This is a genomic window from Corallococcus sp. CA054B (assembly GCF_003611625.1).
Classification (GTDB): domain Bacteria; phylum Myxococcota; class Myxococcia; order Myxococcales; family Myxococcaceae; genus Corallococcus; species Corallococcus coralloides.
In genome coordinates this window covers 1-11,370 of the sequence record NZ_RAVY01000052.1, presented here as the reverse complement: position 1 = coordinate 11,370, position 11,370 = coordinate 1, and the positions used below count along the sequence as shown (strand labels likewise).

Below are 11,370 nucleotides of genomic sequence, written 5' to 3'. Positions count from 1 at the left end.
GGGCCCGGCGGGGAGTGCGTGAATCAGGGGCGAGGCAGGGGGCGAATTTCATGGGAACGGAATTCGGAGAGCGTCTGAGCCGTGAGCCACTTCATCGCGCGAACGGAGGAACATTCAAATGACCCCCAAGGTCGGAAACCCGGGGACCTCCCCTGTTCACGGGATAATGCGCGGGGTGTCCGTGTAAACGTGACACATCGGTTCATGCGACGGGAACACGCGGAGTGTATGGGTCCGCCTCCCCGTGAGCGTCTTGTCACGGCGAGATTGGTCGGATCTGACCGTGTCTTTGAATTGCCAGTGAAAATTGGATTCCATGAATTCGTCTGTGGAGTGTTTGAGGACGATACGGGGTGGGTCCGACATGTCCCTGCGCGCTCTTGCCGCACGGGGGGCACATGGCGTGCGTGGTAGACGCCGCCCGGGAGCATGAGAGCCATGCCGGGATGGAGTCGCGACGTGACGCGGTGGACGTGGAAGTCGCTGCTCCTGTGCGGCGCGTTGGGGTGTTCCGCGGAGCCGGGCCTGGCGGTGGTGTTGGACGTGGACGCGGGCGTGGAGCCGGGGCCCGCGCCGACGACGTGCGCGAGCGGAAGCATCTGGACCGAGGCGACGGGCGGCACCGGGGCCGCCATGGCGCCGGGCTACGCCTGCCGGAACTGTCACCTGCGGCAGGCGCCCTCCGTGGCGTACTTCTTCATGGGCACGGTGTTTCCGACGCTCCACGAGGCGGACGGGTGTGATGCCCGGCTGGTGGAGCCGTCGAACGTGAAGGTGGAGATCCTGGACATGGAGGATCAGGTGCGGCTCACGCTGGTGCCGAACTCCGCGGGCAACTTCATGTCCAAGGCGCTCCAGCCGTCCTTCCCGATGCCGTACCGGGCGCGGCTGGTGGGGCCGGATGGCACGTCGCGCAGGATGGCCACGCCGCAGAGCAACGGGGACTGCAACAGCTGTCACACCGAGCAGGGCACGCAGAACGCTCCGGGGCGCATCGCGCTGCCGTGAGGATGTCCGGTGCGGACGCTGCGACAAATGACCGCAGCGGCCGCGCCACGGGGGGCTGCTATCCGGGATGCTCTCTTCTTCCCGGAGTCACCCGATGAAGTCTGTCCTGGGGCCGCTGTGTGTCGTCGCGGGTTCGCTGCTGTCCTCGTCCGCCTTCGCGCACGCGGCGGTGGCGGGCGCCACGCCTCCGTATGCCGGGGCGACCTTCGAGGCGGACATCACGGTGAGCCACGGCTGTGACGGCGCGGACACGTCCAAGATGCGGGTCCAGATTCCGGAGGGCGTGACGAACGTGCGCCCGGTGGACTCCGTGTTCGGCTCGGCCGAGGTGGAGAAGGACGCCTCCGGCAACGTGACGGCGGTGACGTGGACCCGGCCCCCGGGCAACGTGAAGGCGGCGGACACGCACTTCTTCCACCTGGGGCTGCGCATGAAGCTGCCCTCGAAGCCGTTCACCACGCTGTTCTTCCCCACGACGCAGACGTGCAGCACGCAAGGCGGCGCGCTGACGGTGGTGGAGTGGACGAGCACGGCAGGCGGCGAGCACAACCATGACGGGGACGCGGGCACGGGGCCTTCGGAGAACCCGGCGCCGTCGCTCTACCTGCTGCCCTCTCGGCTGCCGGGTTGGAACTCGTACACGGTGGAGGAGCACGTGCATGACCTGACCGTGTTCAAGGACGCGCTCATCGTGTGGTCCGGGACGCAGGCGTACAGCTTCAATCCCGTCACGCAGGCGCTCATCGAGAAGGAGCCCGGCGTCACCGCGCTCACGCAGATCCACCCCGGCACGGTCATCTGGGTGAAGTACTAGGAGCGACCATGCGCCACTGGCTCTTCGTGTTGTGTGTCGGTGTTCTTGCTGGCTGTTCGGACAAGCCCTCGCCCTCGCCCACGGGGCAGGGTGACGCGGGCACGGCCTCCGGTGTGGAGCGGCCGGGGGCGTTGGAGCGTCCGCCGCTGGAGCGGTTGCCGGAGGACCTCAAGCCGCCGGCCCGGTAGTGGGGCTCAGCGGGACCGGTGGCGCTCCGCGACGCGGTAGAGCTGGGTGAGGGAGTGGTCCAGCAGGGACTGGGTGGACCGCATGTAGCGGTGTGCGCGAGCAAAGGGCAGCCACACGCGGTCACCGACTCGGACCTGGGCTTCCATCCACTGCTTGCGTGGGAGCCATTGGCCGCCCAGGTGTTTGACCAGCACTTCGCCCAGGTAGGCCCCGACGGCGGGGACCGCGATGGCATCGATGTTGTGCCGCTCGAAGGTGTCCGGGAAGGTCTCCTTCCAGAAGTGGAGGTCGATGTCCGTCAGGGACTCGGGGGACCCCTTGAAGACGGAGGGCACTGGCGTGTGGAGCAGCGCCACGAGGCGTTCCGCGAAGTATGCGTACTGATCGAGGGCGGCTTTCGGGTCGGCCACGTCTGAAGGCAGGGCGGCGTCCAGGGGGAGCCACTCGTCCGGCTCTGGCGGGACGTAGGCGTTGAGCTCGGCGATGCGTCGCTGGCGCTGGGCCAGGGATGCGTATTCGGGGAGACGTGAGAGCAGCGCGGCGACGTCCGGAGCGAAGCGGGGTTCGACAGGGGCGAGGGTCGCGCTTCGTTCGCGGAGGGTGGCCATCACCGTGTCGAAGTCGAGGTCCGGCCGGAGGTGGACCCACGCGCGAGCCTGGGCGACACGGGCGGCCTCGCTGGCGAAGTCCGCGGCGGTGGGCCAGGTGACGAGGAGGACGGAGCCGTCGGGGAGCTCTTCGACGCGGTGGGCGGGAGTGGAGCGCATGCGCTCGCGGCCTACGCTCTCCACCAGCTTCGTGCCGAAGACGTTGAGCCAGCAGACCTCGTAGATCTTGTCGAAGCCGTCCTGATAGGCCGTTTCCCGGTCGCGGCCAAAGAGAGGGAAGTTCGCCAGATCCTTGTCCGCGAGACTGTGGGCCGTTGCGTGGGTGACGGGGTAGTGGATGGCCCAGGTTCGGACCATCTCCACGAGTTCCTTGCAACTCGACTCCCGCGCGAAGAGGCCGAGCAGCCTCATGGTGAGAGAAAGTCGCAGGCTGGGTCGTAGTGGTGGAAGCCTGAGATGGAGCGACATTTCCAGATCGGGGGTTGTCGTGCGGTAGAGCGCCACGGATGTCGTTCTTTCCTGGCGTGACTCAGTCAACCCCTTGGTGACGGCCTGGCGTGTGTACTTTCGGCGCCGCACGCCCTTGACGATGTCTGGCATCCACTCGCCAGCGCCTGATTCAAGTGCTTCAAGCAACGGCGCGAGTTCCATTTCGAGGTCGCCCGGGGTGTTGCAGGCTCCATCAAACGAGAGGTACAGGTAGTCGTTCGCCATGAACCCGGCGGTTTCCTGCGCGGTCATTGAATTTGGATCTCCACACCGGGGACCGCGTCTTGGAGGTCCGCCAGGATTTCCTCCAGCATGGTCGTGTTCCAGTACTTGAGGGCGTCTCCCTCGTAGATGAGGCGCACCCGGCGGATTCGTACCGGCCCTTCGAGCCCTGGTCTGCGGACGTTCACGGTTTCGCCGTAATACCGAAGAGCCGCACGCGCGTCCGTTCTCATTTGGGACTTCAATGCATCTCCGTCGCGGTGACGCAGGTCGCGGCTCTTGAAGCTGATGGTCTCCATGCGTGGTGTTTGCCCGGATGTCGGCTTCGTTTCGATGACCAGCGCGTCAGCGAAGCGCAGGTCCGCCTTCGTCATGCCCACGTGCGTTTCGATGCGGGGCTGATCGAAGTCCTTGAGCCACCGACGCTGCGCTCGGGGCAGAGCCGCGTCTGCCCGGAGTCGGGCGACCATGTCGCGTTCGAACATCAGCCCGCGGATGAACTGCCCGCGCAGGTCCAGGTAGCCTTCCCATTTCAAAGGCCCCTTCGCGGGTATGCCCTGTTCCAGTTCCGCGAGCCTCGCCTCGCGATAACTCACGTACTCCGTCCAGAGTGGGTGACCTTCGGCTCCCGGCGGCGCATTGCGCTCGGGTGGATGTTCCTTCAGGAAGGACACATCGCGGGACAGCCGGGGTCCCGTGGCCTCCCACTCCACCTGGGCGAGCCGGGCCTCCAGGACCTCCGGTGGTACCCCCGCGAAGTCCTTCGACTGCACTCCACTGCCGGTGCTCTTCTGCGCGGCGCCCGGGCGTTCGCGGCTTGCCTCCGCCAGCAGGGCCTGGGCCTTCGCCGGGTTGCCTCGGGCCTCGTACAGCGCCAGCGCTCCGGCTTCTCCCCACTCGGCGGCGAGGAGGGCGCCTTCCCGGCTCGCTCGGAGCTGACGTAGCAGCTCCCGGGTGGCGTTCACTCCGAGCTGGTCCTCCAGTCGCTCCACCGCCGCCTTGAGCGCCGCCATGTCGAAGGCGGGCCGTTCTCCTCGCATGGCCCGTGCGCCCTTGCCTCCCGCGTACAGCGCCACCATGAGCGCGGCGGGGGCCAGCTCTCGCGTGGCCTGTTCGTACCGGCCCTTCGCCAGGGACGTTGCACCCTGGGCCGTTCCCGCGAGCAGATGGAAGAAGCCCATCGGGACACCGAACGTCAGGTGATCGAATCCACCTCGCACCACGTTGCCCGGGGAGAAGTGCCCTGCCATCAGGGCCCGCTCCACCGCGTCGAGCGCTTCCTGGTACGGCGGAGGCAGCTGCGCACGCTTCGCGGAGAACTCCACGTAGCGGGCCCCCGCGCTCACGTCGGTGCTGGACAGCGCGTCCCGCCCCGCGCGCCCCAGGCCCCGCAGGACGTCACCAGCTCGCTCTTCCCGCTCCGGATATGCCGTGACCTTCAGTCCCCGGCGCAGCAGTTCCTCGCGCACGGTCGGCATGCCACCCAGCGTCTCCCCGAGCTGCTTGTCGCGGGCCAGGTGCTGGACCAGTTCGCGCAGCTCGTCATCGAAGGTGGCGTGGAGGATGAAGAGGGCGAACACCTCCGCGCGTTGCAGGCCGTACTTCTCGACCGCGCTGAGGAGAAAGGCCGCGCGTTTGCGCTGAAGGATGCCGGAGGCCTTTGCATCCAACGGCCCCAACGAACCCAGCCGGATGGCATCCCAATCATCGAGGGACTCCACCAGCCGGGGCATATCCACCCCTCGCTGCATGGCCACGAAGGCCGCGGGCGAGGCACAGGCCAGGAAGGGCGCGAGGCGCTGCTCACCGCGCTCCAGGTCGGGCCAGCCCTTCGGCACGGCTCGACCGCCGCAGGCCCTCGCCTCGTCCACGCGGCCTTCCGCGGGAGGCTTTCGAGGCGCTCCCGCCCACGGACGCCAGGCGGAGCGCGCCGCCGGAGTGCCGTAGCTCCAGGTCCCCCCGTGCGATGGCGACGACGCACAGCCCGCGAGGAGCAGGGCCATGCAGGCCAGCACGGCCCACTGCCCCACGGGGGAGCGGCAGGGCTCATTCAGCACCGATGACGCACCCCCATGGAGCGCGGCTCAGTGGAGCCCTTCGTAGGAGGCATACGCGGTGAGGATGCCCGACCACTCCGCCGTCCACGTGTCGTAGACCTGCACCCGCTGGCTCACCGTCTGGTTGCGGCCGATGGTGCGAAGGCAGATGTTACCCTCATCCAGCGTGTACCCGTTCGACTCGCAGGTCCCATCCAGGAACTGCACGACATAGCGTCCTCCGGATTGATCAATCCCCAGGACTCCAAAGACAACCGTCGTCGCGAACGGGCTGCCCATGGCGAAGCAGGAGCCGCCCGACAAGACATCCCATGCGAACGTGTCCACGTAGCAGGCCGCGACCGCATCGCTCGCTCCCAACGACTGGAGGCCTTCAGGCGCGGACGGCCGGGACTCCTCGGCCCATGCAACGGAGGACAACGACATCGCGGCGACGGCGGAGACTCCAGCAAGCAGACGGCGCATGGCACCTCTCCTGGGAAGGGAGGCAAAGGCTAGCGACGGGTCCAATGGCAATCAATGCGAGGCCAATGGATTTGCGGTGCCGTGGTTTAAATTTCGCGGCCTGCTGGACGCGCTGTCTGTCTGTTCTTGCCTGGCGCCCTGTCACGGCACGGTGGCGGGGTCCGCGAAGCGCGGGTCGGTCAGGAACGCCGTGTCCGTGAGCGACTCCAGGAACGCGATGACGTCCGCCTTCTCCTCGGGCGTCAGCTCGAAGCCGCGCACGAAGGCGCTCTGAAGGGGGCTCGGCTGTCCGCCGTTCGCCGCCCTGGCCCGGCCTCCCGCGGCGTAGTGGTCCAACACGTCGGAGAGCGTCTCCAGGCTGCCGTCGTGCATGTACGGCCCGGTGACGGCCACGTTGCGCAGCGACGGCGCGCGGAAGCGCCCCATGTCCCCTGGACGGAACGTGATTTCGAAGAGGCCTGTGTCCCCGGCGGGATACGCGCCCTGGCCGTCCTCGTTGTAGAGCCCCGTGTTGTGGTACGGCAGCACCGGCTCCGCCGTGGCCTCGTGCACGGTCGCGTCCTGGAAGTTGAAGCCGTTGTGGCAGTGGTCGCACTCCAGGCGCTCGGACAGGAACAACTGCAGGCCCCGCTTCGCCGCGGGACTCAGCGCGTCCACCTCCTTGCCGTACAGATAGCGGTCATACGGCGACGTGCCGGAGATGAGTGACCGCTCGAACGCGGACAGCGCCCGCGTGAGCGTGGCCAGCGACACCGGCGTGGCCTCGTTCGGGAATGCCTCCGCGAAACGGGCCGTCAGGTCCGGATCCGCGCGCAGCCGCTCCAGCAACACCTCCTGCTGATCCGCGAACCCCAGCTCCACCGGATCCCGCCCGAACAGCGGCACCAGCGACTGGGCCTCCAGCGTGGTGAGCGCGGAGTTGGCCCAGGTCAGGCTGGTCGCGTACGCCACGTTCGCCAGCCCCTGCCCGTTGCGGCGGTGCGCCTCTCCCGTGCTGCCCACCGAGTGCACGCGCCCGTCCGTGAAGGCCCGCGCCTGCTCATGACAGGAGCCGCAGGACTGCGTGCCGTTCAACGACAGGCGCTTGTCGTAGAAGAGGCGCCGGCCCAGCTGGACCTTCGCCTCCGACATGGGGTTGTCCTCCGGCACGCGCGGCTTGGGGAAGCCCGCGGGCAGCTTCCAGTCGTAGGGGGCGGGCTCCTCGGTCGGCCCCGAGGGATCCGCGCAGCCCGCGGCCAGCAACGCCACCGTCGCCAGGGCCTTCCACGCCTGTGCTTGTCGTCGTGCCACGTCGGACTCCTGCTACTCGGCCCGGATGAAGGTCTGCGCGGCCGGGTTCGCCGCCTGGCCGCCGAAGGCCAGTCCCAGGCGCTCGAAGAAGGGCCCGCAGTCCGCGTCGGCGGGGGACGACATGCAGCCCGCGGCCGTGCCAGGCGTGTTCACGTCCAGGTTGGAGCCCGCGAAGAGCGTGCCCAGGTCCATCACCACCTTGTTCTTCGCCACGTCGAAGCCGTCCAGTTGGAACTCCGGACGGTTGTTGTTCGCGCACCCGGCGGTGCCCTGCGTCTGGCCCTCGGGCGGCGGCGCGCAGGCCGTGCTGCCCAGGTGCATGACGTGCTGGGGAAGTCCCTGCGTGCGGCCCTCGATGCGCGTGAAGAGGAAGCCGCTCTGCCAGTTCCAGTGCAGGCCCGTGTCATCCATGGGCTTGCCGAGCGTCGTGGGGTCGCCGTGGTTCAGCTCCTCCGGGATGCCCAGCGTGAAGCGCAGGCCCGTGTAGTCACCCTGGGGCACCGTGCCCTTGATGGACGCGTTCATGCCCTCCGTGCCCTGCGTGCACAGCCCGTCCTTGTTCGCGAAGTCCAGCAGCACCACGCCCGAGTGCTGCCACGTCTTGTCCTCGGTCAGCGTCACGGGCACCTCCTGCCCGTCCCGCGTCACCAGCCGCACGGCGTGGACGTACACGCGGAAGTCCATGGGCTCGTACGTCGTCCCCGTCGTCCCGACGTTCGTGTACGTCTTGCCGCACGCGAACGCCTCCGTGCCCACGCGGGCGACGACGGGGAGCTCCACCGTCAGGGCTTCGGGTTCATCCGCTCCACAGCCGAGCGCGCCCACGAGGGCCAGCGGCAGGAGGAGGCGGGAGCGGAGCATGGAGCGCATGGGGATCATCCTTGAAAGGTGCTCCCGTCTAACGCACCGGCCTCGCCGCCATGGCGTGGCATGTTGCCGCACCCGCCGCCCGGCTCAGGCCACCTCGCGCGTTTCGTCCGGAACCGGAAGTCCCGCGCCCCGCGCCTTGCGCCGCTGGATGGCCAGGAAGAGGGCCTCGTGCGTGGCGGGCGAGGGCAGGTCCACGTCGCCGCCCGGCGCTCCGAAGGCCGCCACCGCGTCGCGCAGCGCCTCCCGCACGGACAGGGCCAGCATCAGCGGCGGCTCGCCCACGGCCTTGCTGCCGTGGATGGTGCCCTTCTGCCCGGCCCGCTCCATCAAGGCCACGCGCAGGTCGATGGGCGCGTCGCTGAAGGCGGGCACCGCGTAGGTGCTGGCGGAGTGCGTGAGCAGCCGCCCGTTCGCGTCCCACTTCAGCTCCTCGCCGGTGAGCCACCCCATGCCCTGCACGAAGCCGCCCTCCACCTGGCCCCGGTCCACGCCGGGGTTGAGCGAATCCCCCACGTCCTCCAGCAGGTCCGAGCGCAGCACGCGCTTCATGCCCGTGTCGCCGTCCACCTCCACCTCGCTCACCGCCGCGCCGTAGGCGAAGTAGAGGAACGGCTTGCCGCGGCCCAGGGTCCGGTCGTAGCCGATGCCCGGCGTGCGGTAGTAGCCCGTGACGGACAGGCCCACGCGGTCGCGGTAGGCCTCCTCCACCACGGCCGCGAAGGACAGCCCCTGGTCCGGCCGCGACGCCGCGGCGATGCGCCCGTCCTCGAACACCAGCGCGTCCGGAGACACCGCCTGGCCGTGCAGCTGCACCAGCATGCGCGCGGCCACCGGGGCCAGCCGCTCGCGCACCTGGATGCAGGCCTCGCGCACCGCCGCGCCGTTGAGGTCCGAACCGCTGGAGGCCGCCGTCGCGGACGTGTTGGGCACCTTGTCCGTGGCCGTGTGCGCCACGCGCACCAGCTCCGCGGGCAGGCCCAGCTCGCGCATGGCCACGCCCTGAATCTTGGTGTGCAACCCCTGGCCCATCTCCGTGCCGCCGTGCGACAGCAGCACGGAGCCGTCGCGGTACACGTGCACCAGCGCGCCCGCCTGGTTGAGGAAGGTGGCGGTGAAGGAGATGCCGAACTTCATCGGCGTGATGGCCAGCCCGCGCTTGATGCGGGGGCTGGACGCGTTGAAGGCCTCCACCTCCGCGCGGCGCTTCACGAAGTCGGACGACTCCATCAGGTCGTCCCACAGCTTCGGCAGCCGGTTGTCCTCCAGCTCCTGGCCGTAGTGCGTGGTGTTGGTCTCGCCCACGCCGTCGTAGAGGTTGCGCTGGCGCACGGCCTCCGGGGCCAGGCCCAGGGTGCTCGCGATGCGCGCCAGGATGTCCTCCATCACCAGCATGCCCTGCGGTCCGCCGAAGCCACGGAAGGCCGTGTTGGAGACCAGGTGCGTCTTCGCCACGCGGCCGGTGTAGCGCACCGACGGCACGTAGTAGCCGTTGTCCAGGTGGAAGAGGGCGCGGTCGGTGATGGACTCGGACAGGTCCAGGGACCAGCCGCCGTTGGACGTGAGGTCCGCCTTGAGCGCGAGCAGCCGCCCCGTGGCGTCGAAGCCCACCTCCCAGGCCGCGTGGAACGGATGGCGCTTGCCGGTGACGACCATGTCCACGTCGCGGTCCAGCATCCACTTCACCGGCCGGCCCGTGTGCACCGCCGCCAGCGCCACCAGCGCCGCGGGCGCGTTGCCTTGCGTCTCCTTGCCGCCGAAGCCGCCGCCCATGCGCGGCGCCTTCACCACCACGCGGCTGCGGGGCACGTGCAGCACGTGCGAGATGATGGCCTGCACCTCCGACGGGTGCTGCGTGGAGGACGTCACCGTGACGTCGCCTTCATCGCCCACCTCCGCGAAGGCCGCGTGCGTCTCCAGGTAGAAGTGCTCCTGGCCGCCCATCGTCAGCTCTCCGGCCAGCCGGTTCGGGCTGGAGGCGAGCGCGCTGTCCACGTCGCCCCGGCGGATGATGTGCGGGTCGGTGTGGAAGCTCTCCTGCTTCAGGGCCTCGGCCAGCGTGAGCACCGCGGGCAGGGGCTCGTAGTCCACCACCACCTGGCGGGCGCCCTCGCGGCAGGCCTCGGGCGTCTCGCCGACGACGAGCGCCACCACCTGCGCGTGGAAGAGCACCTCGTTCTTCGCGAGCAGCGGCTCGTCGTGGCGGATGGGGCCCGTGTCGTTCATGCCCGGGATGTCCTCCGCGAGCAGCACCTTCACCACGCCGGGCACCTTCAGCGCGGCGCTGGCGTCGCGGCGGAGGATGCGCGCGTGCGCGTGCGGTGACAGCACCGGCCACACCGTCAGCATGGGCCGGCGCTGCGCGAGGTCGTCCACGTACTGCGCGCTGCCCGTCACGTGGCCCAGCGCGCTCTCATGGCGCAGCTCGCGGCCCGCGTCCGCCGTGGCGGAGGGAGCGCCCGGGGCGAAGCGGGGGCGTCCGTCCAGCGCGGGGCTGCGCTCGCCGGACGCGAACTTCTCCAGGAGCGACACCACCAGCCCGCGCCGGTACTCCGCGCTGCCGCGCAGGTCCGTGAGGGGCGTGAACTCGCGCTCCAGCGTGGCGCGCACGCGGGCCACGGCCTCCGCGTTCCACGGGTGCCCCACGAGCTGGGCCTCCGTCTGCTTCGCCCGCGCCGGAGTGGCCGCGACGCCGCCGTAGCCCAGCCGCGCGGTGCGCACGAGGCCCAGCGCGTCCGTCTCGATGCAGAAGCCCGCCGCGACGATGCTGATGTCCAGCTCGCGGCGCTTGGACACCTTGAAGCTGTCCGAGTGGCGCGTGAGCCCGCTGTCCTTCGCCGGGGCATGCGGGATGACGACGAAGCGGACCACTTCATCCGGCTGGAGCGCCGTCTTGCGGTAGGCGAGGAAGAAGTCCGACAGCGCCACCGTCCGCTCGCCGCGCACGGACGCGAGCACCAGCCGGGCGTCCAGCGCGAGCAGCACCGGCGCCGTGTCGCCAATCGGCGAGGCCGTCACCAGGTTGCCCGCGAGCGTGGCGCGGTGGCGGATCTGCCGCGAGGCGAAGACGTTGAGCATCTTCGCCAGCTCCGGCACCTCGTGGCCCAGCGCGTCCTCCACGTCCACCAGCGACGCGGCGCCGCCCACGTACCAGCCGTCCTCCTCGCGGCGGATGGCGCGCAGGGCCTCCACGCCTTCCGTGGAGATGAGGAACGGGTAGCGGCGGGACTTCTTGGTGATGTCCACGCCCAGCTCGGTGGCGCCGGCCACGAGCATCGCCTCCGGGTGCAGGGCGCGCAGCGCGAGCAGGTCCTCCCAGGTGGTGGGGCGCAGGAACAGGCCGTCACGCGCCTCGTAGCGC

9 protein-coding genes are annotated in these 11,370 nt (G+C 69.6%); 3 read left to right on the top strand and 6 right to left on the bottom strand.

The genetic code is table 11. From position 1 onward, the window contains the following. Positions 1 to 438: 438 nt before the first annotated feature. The 3 genes from D7V80_RS15370 (at position 439) to D7V80_RS15360 (ending at position 2,010) form a co-directional block, all read left to right on the top strand. Positions 439 to 1,008 (top strand): hypothetical protein, encoded by a 570-nt coding sequence (locus tag D7V80_RS15370; protein ID WP_147447112.1) that lies wholly within the window; start codon positions 439 to 441, stop codon positions 1,006 to 1,008. 94 nt (positions 1,009 to 1,102) lie between these two features. After that, positions 1,103 to 1,822, top strand: a complete 720-nt coding sequence (locus tag D7V80_RS15365) for a YcnI family protein (protein ID WP_120588873.1) — start codon at positions 1,103 to 1,105, stop codon at positions 1,820 to 1,822. 8 nt (positions 1,823 to 1,830) lie between these two features. Then, a complete protein-coding gene (locus D7V80_RS15360) occupies positions 1,831 to 2,010 on the top strand; it encodes a hypothetical protein (RefSeq protein WP_120588872.1) in 180 nt (59 codons plus the stop codon). 6 nt (positions 2,011 to 2,016) lie between these two features. On the opposite strand, the gene D7V80_RS15355 is transcribed toward D7V80_RS15360, so the two are convergent. The 6 genes from D7V80_RS15355 to xdhB form a co-directional block, all read right to left on the bottom strand. Next, a complete protein-coding gene (locus tag D7V80_RS15355; RefSeq protein ID WP_370452495.1) occupies positions 2,017 to 3,030 on the bottom strand; it encodes a hypothetical protein in 1,014 nt (337 codons plus the stop codon). A 326-nt stretch (positions 3,031 to 3,356) separates the two neighbouring features. Next, the gene (locus D7V80_RS15350; protein ID WP_120588886.1) at positions 3,357 to 5,063 is read right to left on the bottom strand and encodes a hypothetical protein; all 1,707 of its coding nucleotides are present in this window, start codon (positions 5,061 to 5,063) and stop codon (positions 3,357 to 3,359) included. Positions 5,064 to 5,414: 351 nt separating this feature from the next. After that, positions 5,415 to 5,852, bottom strand: a complete 438-nt coding sequence (locus D7V80_RS15345; protein ID WP_120588870.1) for a hypothetical protein — start codon at positions 5,850 to 5,852, stop codon at positions 5,415 to 5,417. A 141-nt stretch (positions 5,853 to 5,993) separates the two neighbouring features. Continuing rightward, entirely contained in the window at positions 5,994 to 7,142 is a 1,149-nt protein-coding gene (locus D7V80_RS15340) for a methanobactin export MATE transporter MbnM (RefSeq protein WP_120588869.1), read from the bottom strand. 12 nt (positions 7,143 to 7,154) lie between these two features. Further along, positions 7,155 to 8,012, bottom strand: a complete 858-nt coding sequence (locus D7V80_RS15335) for an MbnP family copper-binding protein (protein WP_120588868.1) — start codon at positions 8,010 to 8,012, stop codon at positions 7,155 to 7,157. An 84-nt stretch (positions 8,013 to 8,096) separates the two neighbouring features. Continuing rightward, on the bottom strand, positions 8,097 to 11,370 hold a 3,274-nt coding region (xdhB, locus tag D7V80_RS15330), incomplete at its 5' end, for a xanthine dehydrogenase molybdopterin binding subunit (protein ID WP_120588867.1).

Coding starts and splice junctions, on each gene's coding strand:
- D7V80_RS15355 (WP_370452495.1), bottom strand. CDS start 3,030: ATGAGGCTGCTCGGCCTCTTCGCGCGGGAGTCGAGTTGCAAGGAACTC.
- D7V80_RS15370 (WP_147447112.1), top strand. CDS start 439: ATGCCGGGATGGAGTCGCGACGTGACGCGGTGGACGTGGAAGTCGCTG.
- D7V80_RS15335 (WP_120588868.1), bottom strand. CDS start 8,012: ATGCGCTCCATGCTCCGCTCCCGCCTCCTCCTGCCGCTGGCCCTCGTG.
- D7V80_RS15360 (WP_120588872.1), top strand. CDS start 1,831: ATGCGCCACTGGCTCTTCGTGTTGTGTGTCGGTGTTCTTGCTGGCTGT.
- D7V80_RS15365 (WP_120588873.1), top strand. CDS start 1,103: ATGAAGTCTGTCCTGGGGCCGCTGTGTGTCGTCGCGGGTTCGCTGCTG.
- D7V80_RS15345 (WP_120588870.1), bottom strand. CDS start 5,852: ATGCGCCGTCTGCTTGCTGGAGTCTCCGCCGTCGCCGCGATGTCGTTG.
- D7V80_RS15350 (WP_120588886.1), bottom strand. CDS start 5,063: ATGCCCCGGCTGGTGGAGTCCCTCGATGATTGGGATGCCATCCGGCTG.